The organism is Huintestinicola sp., assembly GCF_051882455.1.
GTDB lineage: Bacteria > Bacillota > Clostridia > Oscillospirales > Ruminococcaceae > Huintestinicola.
In genome coordinates this window covers 46,019-63,191 of sequence record NZ_JBJERV010000001.1, presented here as the reverse complement: position 1 = coordinate 63,191, position 17,173 = coordinate 46,019, and the positions used below count along the sequence as shown (strand labels likewise).

Here is a 17,173-nt window from a genome sequence, read left to right as displayed (position 1 = left end):
CTTTTAGTGTTGTGTTTATTTGTGCAACTTTTTTCATTTATCCGCTTTATCGACAAGCTGAAAGCTCCTGTGAGAAAATTCCCACAGGAGCTTTTAATATCAGATGACTTAGTATTCCAGCTTCTTGTCAATATAATCGATAAGCTCGTCGATCTTGACTCTCTGCTGAGCCATAGTGTCTCTGTCGCGAACGGTAACGCAGCCGTCCTCGAGAGTGTCGAAATCATAGGTGATGCAGAAGGGAGTGCCTATCTCGTCCTGACGGCGGTAACGCTTGCCTATCTGACCTGCCTCGTCATACTCAACGTTCCACTTCTTTGCAAGCTTGGTGTAAAGCTCGACAGCAGGCTCCTTGAGCTTCTTTGTAAGAGGAAGTATCGCAGCCTTAACGGGTGCAAGAGCGGGGTGGAGGTGCATAACTGTTCTTACGTCGGACTTGTCGCCCTCGCCTATCTCCTCCTCGTCATATGCCTCGCAGACAATGGTGAGGAAAAGTCTCTCAACGCCGAGAGAAGGCTCGATAACGTAGGGAACGTACTTCTCGTTGGTCTCGGGGTCGAAATATTCCATAGACTTGCCGCTGGTCTTCATATGCTGAGTGAGGTCATAGTCGGTTCTGTCCGCAATGCCCCAGAGCTCGCCCCAGCCGAAGGGGAAGAGATACTCAAAGTCGGTAGTTGCCTTGGAGTAGAAGCAAAGCTCCTCGGGAGAGTGGTCACGGAGTCTCAGGTGCTCTTCATTGATGCCCAGACCCAGAAGGAAGTCCTTGCAGTAGCTTCTCCAGTACTGGAACCACTCCAGGTCGGTGCCGGGCTTGCAGAAGAATTCAAGCTCCATCTGCTCAAACTCTCTTACACGGAATATAAAGTTGCCGGGAGTTATCTCGTTTCTGAAGGATTTACCCACCTGACCAACGCCGAAGGGAACCTTTTTGCGGGTAGTTCTCTGGATATTGTTGAAGTTTACGAAAATACCCTGAGCGGTCTCGGGACGGAGATAAAGCTCAGCCTTGGAGTCCTCGGTAACGCCCTGGAAGGTCTTGAACATCAGATTGAACTGACGGATATCGGTAAAGTTCTTCTTGCCGCACTGAGGACATACGATATTGTTTTTGTCGATATATTCGAGCATCTGCTGATTTGTCCAGCCTGCCACGTTTGTGCCGTCAAAATCCTCAATGAGCTTATCTGCACGGTGACGGGTCTTGCACTCCTTGCAGTCCATAAGAGGGTCGGAAAATCCGCCGATATGACCCGAAGCCACCCATGTCTGAGGATTCATAAGGATAGCGGAGTCAAGACCTACATTGTAGGGACTTTCCTGAACGAATTTCTTGAGCCACGCCTTTTTGATGTTGTTTTTAAGCTCAACGCCGAGAGGGCCGTAGTCCCATGTATTGGCAAGGCCGCCGTATATCTCGCTTCCGGGATATACAAAGCCTCTGCCCTTACAGAGAGCAACGATTTTGTCCATAGTTTTTTCTGCTGCCATAAGATTTAACCACCTTTTATACATTCTTGCCGATAAGCGGCAAATAATATCAATAGTTATATTTAATTATATTCCAAATCGTGGCTGTTGTCAAGTGATTTGCCCTATCTTTGCACAAAACCGCTCAAAAATTTACGTATTATCCTATCCGCCTATGATATATCATTCAAGGCTCGGCAATATGAGCGTCATCACTCTTTGGATAAAACAGCTCATACTGCCTTTCCACCCTCTCCCCGACCTTTTGAAGGAAGTCCCGGGGACCTGTTATTTTCAGAACGGGACCGAAGCCCAGAAGCATGATAAGAAGCTCCGTTTCGTCCTGCAGGTCATAGTAAATGGAAGCGCGGCATTTCCCTGTGGCAAGGTCAAGCTCGCTGCGCTTTTCATAGGACGCAAACTCCATCATAAACCGCTCCACAGCATTCCTCTCGCCGCTCACCTCCACGGTAACGGGCTTTTCGCACCGTCTCCTGCGGAAAAATTCCTCAAGGTCTGTTTCCGTTTCCATATGCTTTCCCGTGGGAACAGCCCTTTCTATCCTGCCGATGTTGAAAAGGTATTCCTCCCTTTTGGGAAAGGTGATACAGTAAATGCGGAATTTGTCGTTCTTCCGCGAATATTCTATCCTCAGAGGAAGGGCGTTTTTCGTTATACGTGTGCCTCGGCGGGAGGTAAGCTCAAGGGACAGCACTTCCCTGTCACGGACCGCCCTCAGAACAGCGCCGAACACCTCCCTGTAATGGGGATCGTCATAATCGTCGCCGTCGGTGAAGCGGTCAAATTCGCGGAAATATCCTGCTTTATACAAGGGCTTCACATCTTTTAACCGCTCTGACAGAGCGGCAATATCCTCGTCCGAAAGAAACAGGCGGAATTTCGGGTCGGAAAGCTTTGCTTTGAGCCAGCTTTTCTGCAGGCTTGAAATTATCTTCGGGGGAGCCTTTGAAAGCACGGAGCAAAGCCTGCCGTTTTCATTCCGTTTCAGCAATCCCCAGAGGGAGTTTCCGTTTTTGTCGGGAATGAGCTTCTCGGGGATAAAAAGAAGGGAGTCACGGAATGCGTTTTGGGAAACAATTTCCCGAAGCCGTTTTTCGGTCACTTCCCCCTCGGAAAGTATCCTTTCGGCACAGCGGAAATATGCCCCGTAGATCTCTGAAAAAAGCTTCACCCGTCACTCCTCCTTTCTGCTGTAAATCCGCTTCATACGGGCAATATCACGATACAGCTTGTCTGTCACCTGCTTATTTGTGCTTTCCGCGGAAACTATCCTGCCGATAAAGGTCTTGACCCAGGACATCATCTCGTTTATGTCAAAGACCTCGGCTGAATATTCAAATAAATTGTCGCCTATCCTGCGGACGCTGCCGCAGCGCTTTTCCCGTTCAAGCCGCTCAAGAACAAAGCCCTCCGTCTCCTCGTTTATCATGAGTACCATACGGAACCTTCCTCCCGCGCCCTCGCCGCTTCTTTCCCCGAAAGAGACCCCGAAGCATTTTCCCTCGCAGCGGCAAAGCATTTCGGCGTATTCATCGTATTCGGTGCAGACCCCCAGCTGCGCGGCGCTTTTTATGTAATCGAGCCTGAACGAATTGAAGCGCCTGAATTTTGGAAGATACATCACCACATACCTCCGCCCCGTCTGCGAGGAGGAGTATATTCTAAGCGGCACGCCTTCGGTCTCGGTCGCCGTTTTGCCCCTGCCGAAATTGGTTATCAGCGCAAAACGCTTTTCCTCCATTATCCGAAGAAGGTCAAGGAGCACAGTGTCCTCAAGGGTGTGAACGATGTAGTTGTGCTTGTTTAAAAAGATGTCGTTTTTAAGCCCTGCGGTCTTTAAAAGGCTGTTTCCCGCAATGCCGAACTCGGGAGACTCTGAGAAGAATTTGACCGCCTCCTCAAGCCCCTCATACTTTGAAAAAAAGCTTTCGGCTGTGTCGGAGGAAAGAGTGAAAATATCCGCACGCCCCTTTTTTTCGCAGAGGATAATTCCCTCAAGAACGTATTCCTTCAGCTTGTTTCTGACGGTCTGCTCGTCAAAAAGCTGTCCGTAGGCACTGTTCAAGGTCTCGGTTATTTCCCGTACATTCAGATATTTCCCCTCAAGTATATCCATCAGCATAAAATGGAGCTTGATATCATTGTCGGTGAAGCTTTTGGAATAATAGGCGCTGTAAAGCGGATTTTCGTCTATATGCCCGCTGTCAACGGTGATGGACACCTGCTTGCCGCGGCGGGTATTGTCATAGCGGAAAATGTCCCCCAGCCAGCTTTCCGCACGCCTTTTCTCGTCGTCATAGGTTCGGGAGCTTTTGCCCGTAAATTCGTTTCTTACCTTAAAGCCGTAGATGAAAAAGTCTCTGATGTAATCTCTTGTTTTGTCGAAATTTTTGATAAGCTCCGAAAAGCCGCTCATGGTATCACTTCCGTTCTATCTGAAATAAAATGTCATTTTTTAGTGCCTCGGGAATGTTTTCCGACCGGGACAGTATTTCCTTGATCTCATCTCTGCGGTGACAGCTGCCAATAAAATAACAGCTTCTTGAAAGTATTGTACTTCTCACCTTATTGCGGACGCACTCATCGGGAAAGTCGTACAGCCTTACAAGCTGCGGCATTGCCTCCCATATTCCCTGAGAAGGGCGGCAGAGCAGAGAGGCATATCTCCTGCACAGGCAGGTATTTTCCGAGCTTTGGATAACAGCTTCATAGAGCTGCTCGGGAGGAACATAGCCGCCGCAGGACACAAACGCCTTGTACGCTGCCTTTGCCGCTTTCGGGCGCGGGTCGGACATCATTTCATAGTAAAGCTTATCGTATTTGTCCGAAGCGGTCTTGCAGAGAGTGTATACCGCCGCCGCTGCGATCTTTGAGTTTTCGGAGTTTACATATTCAAGGGCGATCTTCTCTCCCTCGGGGCAGTACGCCTCGCCTAATGCCATTATGGCACCGGGGTCGGGCAGATGTGCTTTGCAATATGCAGCGATATCAAAATCGGGCTTTGACTTCCGGAAATGATACAGCATAAGCTCCCTTACCGGTCGGGTGCTGTCAAGGAGCATTTCCTCCGCGCCCTCCCAAAGCCCGTATGTATCAATAAACTTCTGCGCCGCAATATGCCTTACAACGGGATTTTTGTTTTTTAGGTATTCCGTCAGCCTTTCTCGGGACAGGTCGAATTTACGGATATACAATAGCTCTGTGCGGTCTTTTATGACGCCTTTTTCGTTATTGATAATATACTCCGCACACTCGGGGGAAATTAGATGTTCAGAAATAAGGGCTGAGTATATTTTTTGGCGGCGGCTCTCGGGGAAATTCTCCATTGTCCGAAGTGAGGATATATCAAGCTCCTTTGAGAGCCTTTTTCTCATAAGCTCTGCCGCCTCGGAAAGGCTCTCGTTTTCCCGTCTGCCGCAGTGTCTGAGAGCGGGGACCTCGGCAGAGGCTTCGGCTATGGTCATGATATCCGCATTTTGGACAGCCTGTTTAAATGCATTTTCCGCCGCCTGACGGACATTTGATACCCTGTCGTTATACATACAAAGTATGAGAGGAAGAAATTTCGGATACTGCCCCATCTGACTTGTGCAGTTCATTCTCACATATCCGTCGCAGTGGCACATTCCTGCCGCAAGGAGTGATGGGAAATCATCACCGCATATTTCCTTATATCTGCCGTAGCTTTTTTCCTTGATATTACGATACATATAGGCAGAGTCAACTCTAAGCTCATACAGAAAATCTGCAAGCTCCCTGCCGTTTTGGTTCCCGATAATATCCGTGCAGGCTTTTGCCACTGTTTTTATTTCCTCGCTGTCATATTTATAAAGCTCGAAAAGGGCGGGATAGAGATATGCTTTATGTCCGTATGCAAGATCTTCGGCGTAATAATGATATTCCTTGTTTTCTGCTTGTATTGGCTTCGGGGCTTGTTCTTTTTTTGCCGCTCTTCCGAATAAAATGTCAAATAATTTCATTTCTCTGTCCTCCTTTGTGTATTTCCATAATATCACATTTTAAAAATCAAATCAATACGCCTGAGAGTGTTCGCAGATTTTTTTAAATGACGGCAGGGAATTTTTGGATTATAATGGGAACATCGAAAGCAAACAAGAGATGAAAGGAATGAGCGATATGTTCGTGCATAATGTTAATGACAAATTCCCCATAAAGATATGGGCGGAAAGAGATACCATTGAGGAAAGCTGCCTTGAGCAGGCAGAGCATATTGCTCAGCTTCCCTTTACATATAAATGGGCAGCGCTTATGCCCGACACTCACACGGGAAAGGGAATGCCCATAGGCGGCGTTATCGCCTGCGACGGGGCTGTTATACCAAATGCGGTGGGCGTGGATATCGGCTGCGGAATGGCGTTTGTACAGACGGATATACCCGTTTCGATGCTCCGTGAGACCATAACAGGCAGCGGAACTCTTTTGCAGGCGATCGTGGGAGATATCCTCAGAAACATTCCCACAGGCTTTGCCCATTACAAGACCCCTCAGCCCTCGGCAGTCCTTGACAGGGCAAAGGAGGAGCTTTCAAAATACGAAAGCGACCCCGAGCTTGTCGATAACATCTCGGACGGCTATTTTCAGGTGGGAACGCTGGGCGGCGGCAACCATTTCATTGAGCTTCAGGAGGACGAAAACGGGCTTTGCACCATAATGCTCCACTCGGGCAGCAGAAATTTCGGCTACAGGGTATGCGAGCATTTTAACGGCATTGCGGCTGAGCTTAATGAAAAATGGCACAGCGCCGTTCCTGCCGAGTGGCGGCTCCCATTTCTCCCTGCGGATTGTGCGGAGGGACGGAGATACCTTGACTGGATGCAGCTTTCCATGGATTTTGCATATGAAAACCGTGCCGCAATGCTTAGCAAGGTCAGGGATATTTTCTCAAAATATGTGCTTAAATACACAGGGCTTGAGGCGCATTTTTCCGATGAGATAAACTGCCACCACAACTACGCCGCCCTTGAAAATCACTTCGGCAAGGACGTTTTCGTTCACCGAAAGGGAGCCATCAGCGCAAGGGAGGGCGAGATGGGTATAATCCCCGGGTCAATGGGCTCGTACAGCTACATTGTAAAAGGAAAGGGCAATGCCGACAGCTTTATGTCCTCCTCCCACGGAGCGGGACGGCTTTACTCCCGTACTGCGGCAATGCAGAAATTTGCCGTTGACACGGTGATAAATGACCTCAAGGCAAACAACGTGGTCCTCGGCAAAAACAAGAAATCTGACGTTGCGGAGGAATCCCGTTTTGCCTACAAGGACATTGACACGGTCATGGCAAATCAGCAGGAGCTTACCGAAGCGGTAAAGAAGCTGTTCACGGTGGGCGTGGTAAAGGGCTGATTTTCACATAACGGTACTTACAGCAATATTTATCAAGAGTGTCACAGGTTCAAATCCTGTCGGGGAGACCCGTAGCTCAGTTGGCAGAGCATCGAAAGACGTACCGTGAGCAGGCGGACAGCTCGGTAACGATACAAACAAGCTGCCCCAAATTTATGATTTAGCAGGCTGACACAAAATCTATAGGCGCGGAGACAATACTCACCCTCCGCACAAACTCACAGCGCGACCTCGCCGCGGGTCGTCACCCGCAAAGGCGCATACAGCAAAATTTTATTCACCTGCCAAGTGAAACCAAAGCGCCTTGTATAATTTTCAATCAAATTTAACGGCTCATACAGCAAATGTATGATAATATTATCTCCAAGGCGCTATGGTAAGCTTTCAGCTTACCCAAGCTTTCAGCTTACCCAAGCTTTCAGCTTACCCTGCGTTCGACTCGCAGACCTTGCAAAAGGGAATAGCAGAAATAATAATGAGCCGTGTAAAGCTATCATAAAGGCTCAGTCAGCAATTTTTCCTATGGGACGCAGTATATGCTCGTCAAGGGCGCTGCGAGGAAAGAGCCTTGTATCCAAAAAAATTAAGACAGTGACAGCAAAAATAAATTGGTCAATGCAGGTTCAAACCCTGCCCGATATTATCGGTAAAAGCTGTCTTGTGAAAAGGAGTGTTACTATGTTTGATTTTTTAAATGCACTGAAAGCAAAGACAAACGAGACCCGTACCGAAAACGGCGGAAGGGCATACATATCCACCCATTCCGACTGCCTTGACCTGTTTTTCAAGGCAGGGGCAATGAGAAATTCCTCGGAAGAGGAAATAGGCAGTGCTGTTATGAAAGCATACGCCGAGGACCCCGACAAGACCATGAAGATAATCTTCTTTGCCAGGGACGTAAGAGGGGGACTGGGCGAAAGGCGCTTTTTCCGCATTGCTGTAAAGCACCTGGCATTTTCCGCTCCCGAAAGCGTTAAGAAGAACATTCCCCTTTTTGCGGAATACGGAAGATTTGACGATCTCTGCACTCTCATAGGAACTCCCTGCGAAAAGGAGGCTGTCTGTGTGATAAAAGCGCAGCTTGAGGCGGATATTTCGGGAATGTCGGAAGGCAAGCCCGTATCTCTTCTGGGCAAATGGCTCCCCTCGGTGAACGCTTCATCAAAGGAAACGGTGAAGAACGCAAAGAGACTTTGCAGTATTCTGGGAATGAGCGAAAAAAGCTACCGTCTTACCCTTTCCGCTCTGAGAAAATACACCGACATCACCGAAAATCGTCTCAGGGTCATGGACTACAGCTTTGACTACGGCAGACAGCCCTCGGGAGCAATGTTCAAGTACAAAAAGGCGTTTATCCGAAACGACAGGGAGCGCTACTGCGAATATCTGAAAAGCGTAAGCGAGGGTAAGGCTGTCCTTCATACGGATACTCTCTACCCCTATGAGATAATTCGCAGGGTGCTTGCGGGAAATCCTTCTATGGAGGAAAGAAAGGCGCTTGACGTTACCTGGAACAGCCTGCCCGACCATGGCGTATCAAAGGAAAACGCCATTGCGGTAATAGACGGCTCGGGCTCAATGACCTGGGGAAACACGCCCCGTCCCATTGATGCCGCCCTCTCCCTGGGAATTTACTTTGCCGAGCATAACAAGGGCGCTTTCGGCGGTCATTTCATCACCTTTTCAAGAAAGCCCCGTCTTGTAAAGGTCAAGGGCAGGGATATTTTTGAAAAAGCAAAATACTGCGCCTCCTATAACGAGTGCGCAAATACCGACCTTGAAGCGGTTTTCGAGCTTATCCTGAACACAGCGGTGAATAACCGGGTGCCGAAAGCGGATATGCCCGAAAGGCTGTACATTCTCTCGGATATGCAGTTTGACTGCTGTGTTGAGGGCGGAAACAGCCTGACCCTTTTTGAAGCCATGAAGAGAAAATACGCACTCTTCGGCTATGAGCTGCCCGAAATCGTTTTCTGGAACCTTTGCAGCAGAGGAAGCGCATTCCCCGTTACCCTTTCGGAAACGGGAGCGACCCTTGTTTCGGGCTTCTCACCTGCCATCTTCGATATGGTGAAGTCGGGCAGAATAACCCCCGACGCCGTTATGGAGGAGGTCATAAACAGGGAGAGATACAAGGCTGTGGCGGCGTAACATTACATAAAAATACAGCGCTTTGCTGCCATAAGGCTTGCAGAGCGCTGTATCTTTATTCGCTGTATATCCTTGTGATTATCATATCCATAGGCAGCTCCTTAACGGAAATATCACGAAAGCTTACATAGTCCGTAAGGCTTTTCAAAAAATCCGTTATGGGCTGCTTTTGTGTATCCACCTCAAGGGAAATGTCAAGCTCGTTTTCCCGTCCCATAATTTTTGCGCCGTTTATCTCATCGCCGCTGTATGGCTTTGTCAGGGTGAGATTTACTATCTTTTTGCTGCCGAGAGTATTTCTGAGACTTGTGAGCGTATCGTCAAAGACCTTTTTTCCGTGGTTTATTATGATAACATTGTCCGCCAGCTGTTCCACGTCCTCAAGGTCGTGGGTGGTGAGGATAAATGTAGTGCCCTTGCGGTTCATTTCGCTTACAACCTCGCGTATCTTGTTCTTTGCGATAACGTCAAGACCGATAGTGGGCTCGTCAAGGAAAACTATTTCGGGGCTGTGGAGCATTGCCATTATAAACTCGCATTTCATTCTCTCGCCCAGAGACAAAACTCTCGTAGGCTTGTGAATGACCTCGTCTGCATCAAAAAGCTCTGTCATTTCGTCAAGCCGCTTTTTGTAGTCCTCATCGGATATGCCGTAAATCGCCTTGTTCATTGCAAAGCTGTCAACAGGGGGGATATCCCAGATAAGCTGTGATTTCTGCCCGAATACCGCGCCTATCTTTTGCACATATTTCATTCTGTCTTTTGCAGGAGAATAGCCCATTACGTCAATGCTGCCGCTTGTGGGAAAAAGTGCGCCGCAGAGCATTTTTATGGTGGTGGATTTGCCTGCGCCGTTGGGTCCCAGAATGCCGCAGACAGTCCCCTGCTCTATCTCAAAGGAAATTCCGTCAACAGCGTTTATATCCACCCTTTCACGCTTGAAAAAGCTTTTCACCGTCTCCTTGAAGCCGCTGCCCCTTTTGTATGTGGTATAGGATTTTACAAGCTCTGTTGCTTTTATCGCCGTCATTTTAACCCCCCACTCCCTCGTAAATTTTTATCATGCGGTTGTATATCCATACCCCGAAAAGCAGGAACAGTATACAGGGCAGCACCGATATGAGCGCCCGTATATCAAGCCGTCCAAGCAGCGCCGAGGCAGGAAAAAAGCCCACAGCGGCAGCGGGGATAATAAGCGATGAAAGCACCTGTATCCCCCTGGGGAAAATGCCGATAGGATATTTTCCGAATTCCTTTATGCTGTCAAATATCTCGGGTATCCTTGAATTGCCCACCCATTTGAAGCTTATGGCTGCCATAATCAGGTCAAGCCCGCACATTACCGCCGCTCCCGAAACAAACAGGAGCAGAAACAGAAGTATCCCGCCTGTGCCGCATATGCCCGTAAACGATGCGGATATGACCGTCATAGCAAGTCCGCCCAGGAACAAGCCGATACTGCCCGTGTCGAAATTCGCCGCCGCTATGTAGAACAGGGGCGAAAGGGGCTTTAATAATACAGTTTCAAAGCTGCCCGACTGAATGTGATCCATGGTCACCCAGAGAATGCTGCCGCTTATCATTGACGCCATGGCGTTTGACATGGAAAACACCGACTGGATAAGCAGCACCTCCCACATTGTCCACCCGGGGAATTTCGCTCCGTTTGCATAGATGATCACCGTTGCCAGGGGAAAGATCATGTTTGAAAGCAGGGTGATGAAATTGCCAAGAACAAAGTCCAGCCGATACGCCGCCGCCCTTGAAAAAGCGGTATGCAGGCAGGCAAGATAGATTTTTATATATCTCATTTCATCACGCTCCCACCGCTGTAAAGCGCTTTATTGACGAGCGGTAAATGACCTCGCTGAGCAGTGCCGTAAATATTACGGCTATCGCCTGATACATGACTGCCTGCGGGATAGTCATTCCCTGTTCGCCAATAGAATTATTGCCCGTCCACACCATTGCAGGGATATAATTTGTGTACTGAAAGGGCAGGAACATCATTATCCGCTGAACAGCTTCGGGGAAAAAGCTGAGGGGAATGAGCGCTCCCGAGAAAATATTCCCCAGCAGCTGATAGACAACTCTTATGCCGTTTGCCTGAACAAAATAGAACGCCGTCATTCCCAGGCAGTAATTCACATAGAAATTCATCAGAAAGGCAAGAGCCACAGAAAGCACCGTCCAGCCCATATACCGGGGTATTATCTCCACCTTGAACAGCAGCGCGAATATGAGCAGGCAGGGCAGGAACTCGAAGAAAAAGCCCAGCACTCTGTGCCCTATCTTCTGGGAGAGTGCAAAAAATCTGTGGTGCATGGGGCGGAGGGTGAAGGTGAGGAATTTACCCGTCCGCACCAGCATCTGCAAATTCCAGTCGGCAAAATCCATTGTAAGATAGCCGATAAGGGCAGAGGCTCCGAAGTAGCGGACAGTCTGCTCAAATTCCATTCCGCCCAGAATGCTGTTTTCACTGTATATCGCCGTACAGATGAAATACTGCACGATAAAATACACGGGTCCCACAAAGACCGACACCAGCGAATGTGTGCGGTAGGCGCTCCACTCCTTGTAGGTAACCAGCGCCACCGCTTTGCACATCTCAAATTTTTGCTTTATAAAACCCATCATATAAGCCCCGACCAGATAATGTTCTGTACATTGTACAAAGGCTCCGCCGACCAGCCCTTTGCTCCCTCGTCAAAGGGAACGAACCACGCCGCCGCAAGCTGCTCCTCAAGGTCGATATCCAGAGAAGAAGCTCCTGCGCCCTCGTGCATGATAGTCCTGTCCGAATAGGAGAAGGACTGTCCGTGACGGATATCAAAGCCTATGCCGTAAAGGCGGTCAGGTTCATCTGCTCCCCAACAGCGGTCGGGAACATTATGCAGCTGAACGGTGCTCATCTTCTCAACGGACTTTCTGCCGAGTATTCGCGCACCCTCAAGCCGTCCCCCGTATATGTACGCGTTGGCATAGCGGATAAGGTCGTAAACGGTGGAATGTATGCCGCCGCCTGTGTTTGGTATCCTGTCCCACACGCTGCCGTCGCCGTCACGTCCGTTTATCTCGCCCGAAATTATCTTGTCCAGATAATTTTTATGCTCCTCTCTGTAGAGAAATCCCCTGGCTGCCGTTTCGGGAGTGAAGTAAAATCCGCTGTCGGTCATTTTAAGCGGCTTGAGAATTTTTTCCTCGATATGATCGTGGACGTTCATGCCGCTTACCCTGCTGACAATTTCGCCCAGAAGAGCAAAGCCGAATGAACAGTACTGCCACTCGGTACCCGTAAGGCGGCGAAGTCCTCCCGAAATGCCTGCGGATATCCAGTCAAATTCTCCCTTGCCGTCCCACTTTTCCGCGGCTGCTTCGATAAGCTCCCATGAGTCCTTGGGGGCAGCTTCGGGGAAACAGCCACCGTCGGGACAGAGCCCCGAGGTGTGGGTGAGCAGGTGCCAGAGAGTTATGCCGTCAAAGGGCTTTTCGGCAAACTGGGGCAGTATCTCGCTTACGGGTGTGTTTAGCCTGATATAGCCGTCCTCGATAAGCTGCATTACGGCGGTGGCGGTAAAGGTCTTGGTGATCGACGCAATGCCGAAAACCGTGTCGGGCTTCATAGGCGCGTCAATGCCCATACCGTTGTTTCTGCCTATTGCGCCGTGGGCGATGACTCTGCCCTTGTGAGAAATGCAGTAAACGGCGCCGTGAATGAGCTTCCTGTCGATCATTTCCCCGAAACGCTTTTCCAGCATTTCTATCCTGCTTGCGTCATAGCCTGTTTCCATAGGTCTGCAGTCGGTTTTTCCCTGAATTACGTTCATGTATAAGCCTCCTTGAAATTGTTTGATGTCTGCCTTGGTGCGAAAAATAAAAAGCGTGCACTTCGGACAGAAATGCACGCTTTGTACGCCGGAATGGAAAAATACTGCGATAACTATACTTCCGCAGCGGCAGACAAAGGCTCATTTCCGAATGATATGATGATAACGCGGTCAGTGTTATGAGTGAACATTTGCCTGCCTCCTTTCAAGTAATATAGGTAAAGTATAGCACAAGGTTTTCCAAATGTCAAGCTTTTTTTGTAAGGTCATTCAATTTCAAGCTGTTGCGTTTCAAGCCCGATTTTTATTATCGTGCCCCTGCCGTCGCTTTCCGCAGTTATCCTATGCCCAAGCTTTCCGCAGATACGTCTGCACAGATACAGACCTATTCCGCTTGCCTTCTTATCAAGTCTGCCGCCCCTGCCCGTGTAGCCCTTTTCAAATATACGGGGCAGGTCTTCGGGAGCTATGCCGATGCCCGTATCTCTTATGCACAGGGTCAAAGGCTCTTCGCAGCAGATCTCCACCTCTCCCGAGGGAGTGTATTTCACAGAGTTGGAAATTATCTGCTCGACAACGAAAAGAAGCCATTTTTCATCGGTGAGAACTGTTTTGTCAAGGGGCTCGTAGATAAGCTTTAACCGCCTGCGGATAAATTGTGAGGAAAATTTCCGGACAGCCTGTCTCACGATCCCGTCAAGGTCATATTCTCTGATAACAAGGTCGCTGCTGTCGCTGTCAAGGCGGAGATAGCAAAGCACCATATCCGCATACTGCTCTATCCTCTGCAGATTTTCCGACAGCTCGCTGTATTCGGGGCTGTCCCCGCCCTGTAATATCAGCCCCATTGCGGCAATGGGCGTTTTTATCTGATGGACCCACATTGTGTAGTAATCCGTCATATCCGAAAGTTTTTCTGCGGCTTCGTTTTCCGATGCCTTGAGCGAGTCGTAAAGGGTATGGATGAGCCTTGTATATTCTTCCTCAATGCCGTTTCGGGGCAGGGGGATATTATCGGCAGAAAGGGTGATCTCCTCCGCAAGCCTTTGCAGGATAATTCGTCTGCGGCGGTAGGAGAAAAAATCAATTATCAGAAAAACAAGCCCGAAAAAACCGCTCAACAATGCTCCGTAAAGCACAGGAGCAACAGGCAGTCCGTACAGCAAAAACACAAGCGCAAACAAGGCGCAGATGATAAGCCAGACAATAATGCTCTTTATGTGAGATCTGAAATAATCAGCTGTCATTTAAAATCACTCCACAATATAACCCATTCCCGATCTTGTTTCGATAAAATCGGTAAGCCCCGATCTTTCCAGCTTCTTTCTGAGCCTTGACACGTTGACAGTAAGGGTATTTTCGTCAACATAGCTGTCGGTCTCCCATAGCTTGTTCATAAGAAGCTCCCTGCTCACCACCTTGCCCTTGTTTTCAAGCAGGGTCAGCAAAATTCGGTACTCGTTCTTTGTAAGGTCGATTTTCTCTCCGTTAAAGCTGAGTGTCGCGTCGGAAATATTGAGCATTGCTCCCTTATGGGTAATGACGTTTGTCTCCGAACCGAAGTCGTATGTGCGCCGCAGTATCGCCTGGATCTTTGCCATAAGAACGGTCAGGTCAAAGGGCTTTGCAATAAAATCATCGCCGCCCATATTCATCGCCATTACGATATTCATATTGTCCGATGCGGAGGAGAGAAAAACAACGGGCACCTTTGATATCCTGCGTATCTCCGAGCAGTGATAAAAGCCGTTGTAAAAGGGCAGTCCGATATCCATCAGCACAAGATGAGGCGAATACTCGGAAAATTCCCTCATTATATCCTTGAAATTCTCGGCGCATTTTGCCTCAAAGCCCCATTTTTCAAGATGATTTTTCACGGCGTTCGCAATGGTGCGGTCGTCCTCTATTATAAGTATTTTGTACATTGTGGGTCTCCTTTGAAACGGGCAGCAGATAAGCTCCGATTTACTGCTGTTGACCATAAAAGCACTGTCATATCAAATAATTTTTTAGTTTTCGCTTGCCAACAGTAGTATAGCATATTTAATGCGGTTTGTCAAAGCTTTAACGCAATAAAGGCGCAAGCCCTCCCGGGTCCGTTTTCCTTGACCACGACGTATTCTATCCGCCGTCTGTATCCACAGAACGATCGGTCATAAAAAAATTATCGCCGCAAGCTCCATTAAACGCAGGGTCTTGCGGCGATAATTTTTTATTATTCTAATGCTGTTTAGTAGCTGTTTAGTAAACGTTATAATTCGATATCAAAAGCATATTCACAGACGGCATTTGCAGAGGTGATCTCGCTTATCATACTGCCGTCAAACTCGGGTGTGCGTTCAAAGTAGATATGGTCATCTTTGTAAAGCGGATATATCTCGACTTCAAATTTCTTCGGAAAGCCATAGCGTGCAAGACCTGTTGTCCAGCCCTCGCCCGTATAGAAATCATCATCGGCAAGCCGTCCGTCAATGTAAAGGCGGGACATATTTCCTGTGTAGTCTATCTTCACATAACACTCCTCGCACTCCGGGATATCCGAAATATTTATCTCGTATTTTTTCACGCCGTCATTTTCGGAAATAAGCTTGAAGGAAACGGAGGGCTTGTTTTCCGTGCTGTCTGCGCAGGCATAAATATGAAGTCCCTTTTCTTCTGCTTTGTACACAAAGCCTTCCGGGACATTACGCAGCTTAGGGTAGGTTTTTATTACGGGAGAGCTTTCGCAGTAAAGCCTGAAACCGTTATCCTTTTCGCATACTATCCCCTCGGATATGATAAGATACTCTTCTCCACGAATGTTTATCTTGTATGCGTTAAGTGCGTCATCTCTGCTTATGACCGCAAATTCCGCGTTGCCGACAGCTTCATATTCGTATGGTCTGTCGGTATATAGCACCGCTTTTCCGTTTATCATACAAAGAGGTGTGGCGGTGATATATTTAAGCGTCCCCCCGCCTGTCTGCATATTTACGGGATAGAAGAAATAGTCTCCGTTTCTGATGTCAACGGGAGGAAGGGTTATTTTTTCACCGTCAAGCTCTGCCGAAAGAACGGTATCCTTGTGCTTTGCCATATCATAAAGGCGCTGATAGTTATTTACAAAGATATAGCCCTTCTTTCCGTTATGACGCACCGACATTCTCAGGTCGGTAAGGTCATTCGGGTCGGAGGATGTGCCTTCGGGGATATATGCGGGCATATCGCACAGCTCGCTGCCGAAATCCTTTACAAACATTGCCAGCAGCTTTATTTCACCAAAGCTTTCCGCACGCTGACCGTACTCACGAAGCGGTGCCTTGAAATCATAGGAATATTCGGGAAGGTCGTTAAGATACCCCGTTTCGGTGGATTCCTGCAGGGTCGTAAGCTTTCCGTGGGGATTTGTTCCGCCGTGATACATATAATATCCCAGCAAATCACAGCCGCTTGCAAGCTTTGCCAAAGACATGGCGCCGATGTCCTGTCCGCTTGGAACGGTCCTCCTGTGCTTTGTTACCTGAAGTCCTCCGCCCAGCTCTGCGGTGAGATAGGGAAAATCGCTGTAATCAAAGGTAACTCCGTAACCGATATGATGATCGGAGCCTATGCCATGGTCGTTTCTTTCATAGGTGATAACATAGTTGCCGCTTGGAGCAAGCTTATCGGTGCTCCGGTCCCAGGGAGCGTCGCAGTAGCCGCCCATTACGGGGAGAAGTCCTCCCGTAACGGCACCGCCCCAGCCTGTTGCGGTATAAAGGGGAGCATCGAAGCCTATCTCCTTAGCCATTTCGGTAAGGATACGCATATGCTTCTCGCCCTCCTCACCGGTAAGACCGCCGCAGTGACCGTATTCGTTTTCTATCTGAACTCCGATAATTGCGCCGCCGTCTTTTATAAAGCAGCCCTTTACTTCTTCGTATATCCTGCTGTAAAATTTCTTTACATCGGCAAGATAGCCTTCATCGTTTGTCCTGATATTCTTATGCTTCTTCACCAGCCAGTCGGGAAAACCGCCGTTGCGTGCTTCCGCATGGCTCCAGGGACCGATCCTCAGAAACATATACATACCGCATTTTTCGCAGGTCCGAACAAAGCTTCTCAGATCCCTGCTGCCTGTGAGATCATACTCCCCCTCTATCTCCTCGTGATGTATCCATATCACATAGCTTGATACTATATCCACGCCTCCCGCTTTCATTTTCAGAAGCTCCTTTTCCCACATATCCGCAGGATAACGGGAATAATGGAACTCGCCCATAACGGGAAAATAAGGCTTTCCGTCCTTGATGATATATTTATTGTTATATGAAAAATTCCCCTTCATTGGTACTTGTCCTTTCGGTATAAATTTTCTGCCG

The 17,173-nt window shown here is 48.5% G+C and carries 13 protein-coding genes; 2 read left to right on the top strand and 11 right to left on the bottom strand.

Translation table 11 applies throughout. The features are described from left to right. Positions 1–108: 108 nt before the first annotated feature. The 4 genes from ACI4J0_RS00235 to ACI4J0_RS00220 all read right to left on the bottom strand — a co-directional run bounded on the left by ACI4J0_RS00235 (position 109) and on the right by ACI4J0_RS00220 (position 5,471). The gene (locus ACI4J0_RS00235; protein WP_439763804.1) at positions 109–1,491 is read right to left on the bottom strand and encodes a glycine--tRNA ligase; all 1,383 of its coding nucleotides are present in this window, start codon (positions 1,489–1,491) and stop codon (positions 109–111) included. Positions 1,492–1,657: 166 nt separating this feature from the next. Beyond that, on the bottom strand, positions 1,658–2,662 hold the full coding sequence (locus ACI4J0_RS00230) for a WYL domain-containing protein (protein WP_439763803.1): 1,005 nt from the start codon (positions 2,660–2,662) through the stop codon (positions 1,658–1,660). Positions 2,663–2,665: 3 nt separating this feature from the next. Beyond that, on the bottom strand, positions 2,666–3,907 hold the full coding sequence (locus ACI4J0_RS00225) for a WYL domain-containing protein (protein WP_439763802.1): 1,242 nt from the start codon (positions 3,905–3,907) through the stop codon (positions 2,666–2,668). 4 nt (positions 3,908–3,911) lie between these two features. Then, a complete protein-coding gene (locus ACI4J0_RS00220) occupies positions 3,912–5,471 on the bottom strand; it encodes a hypothetical protein (protein ID WP_439763801.1) in 1,560 nt (519 codons plus the stop codon). A 157-nt stretch (positions 5,472–5,628) separates the two neighbouring features. Here ACI4J0_RS00220 and ACI4J0_RS00215 point away from each other — a divergent pair, with 157 nt between their 5' ends. Together ACI4J0_RS00215 and ACI4J0_RS00210 are read left to right on the top strand one after the other, a co-directional pair. Beyond that, positions 5,629–6,855, top strand: a complete 1,227-nt coding sequence (locus ACI4J0_RS00215) for an RtcB family protein (protein WP_439763806.1) — start codon at positions 5,629–5,631, stop codon at positions 6,853–6,855. Positions 6,856–7,533: 678 nt separating this feature from the next. Beyond that, positions 7,534–9,006 carry a DUF2828 family protein gene (locus ACI4J0_RS00210; RefSeq protein WP_439763800.1) on the top strand — a complete coding sequence of 491 codons (1,473 nt, stop codon included), beginning with the start codon at positions 7,534–7,536 and terminating at the stop codon, positions 9,004–9,006. A gap of 55 nt (positions 9,007–9,061) precedes the next feature. Here ACI4J0_RS00210 and ACI4J0_RS00205 read toward each other — a convergent pair whose 3' ends face one another. The 7 genes from ACI4J0_RS00205 to ACI4J0_RS00175 all read right to left on the bottom strand — a co-directional run bounded on the left by ACI4J0_RS00205 (position 9,062) and on the right by ACI4J0_RS00175 (position 17,139). Beyond that, positions 9,062–10,036: an ABC transporter ATP-binding protein gene (locus ACI4J0_RS00205; RefSeq protein WP_439763799.1), complete on the bottom strand. Its 975-nt coding sequence runs from the start codon at positions 10,034–10,036 to the stop codon at positions 9,062–9,064. A 1-nt stretch (position 10,037) separates the two neighbouring features. Further along, positions 10,038–10,817, bottom strand: coding sequence for an ABC transporter permease (locus ACI4J0_RS00200; RefSeq protein ID WP_439763798.1), 780 nt, complete (start codon positions 10,815–10,817; stop codon positions 10,038–10,040). 4 nt (positions 10,818–10,821) lie between these two features. Further along, positions 10,822–11,643: an ABC transporter permease gene (locus ACI4J0_RS00195; protein ID WP_439763797.1), complete on the bottom strand. Its 822-nt coding sequence runs from the start codon at positions 11,641–11,643 to the stop codon at positions 10,822–10,824. Beyond that, a complete protein-coding gene (locus ACI4J0_RS00190) occupies positions 11,640–12,833 on the bottom strand; it encodes a serine hydrolase domain-containing protein (RefSeq protein ID WP_439763796.1) in 1,194 nt (397 codons plus the stop codon). The genes ACI4J0_RS00195 and ACI4J0_RS00190 overlap by 4 nt, the downstream gene beginning before the upstream one ends. A 266-nt stretch (positions 12,834–13,099) precedes the next feature. Next, on the bottom strand, positions 13,100–14,080 hold the full coding sequence (locus ACI4J0_RS00185; protein ID WP_439763795.1) for a sensor histidine kinase: 981 nt from the start codon (positions 14,078–14,080) through the stop codon (positions 13,100–13,102). 6 nt (positions 14,081–14,086) lie between these two features. Further along, a complete protein-coding gene (locus tag ACI4J0_RS00180; protein ID WP_439763794.1) occupies positions 14,087–14,758 on the bottom strand; it encodes a response regulator transcription factor in 672 nt (223 codons plus the stop codon). Between the two features lie 326 nt (positions 14,759–15,084). After that, positions 15,085–17,139 (bottom strand): beta-galactosidase, encoded by a 2,055-nt coding sequence (locus tag ACI4J0_RS00175; protein WP_439763793.1) that lies wholly within the window; start codon positions 17,137–17,139, stop codon positions 15,085–15,087. Positions 17,140–17,173: the final 34 nt, after the last annotated feature.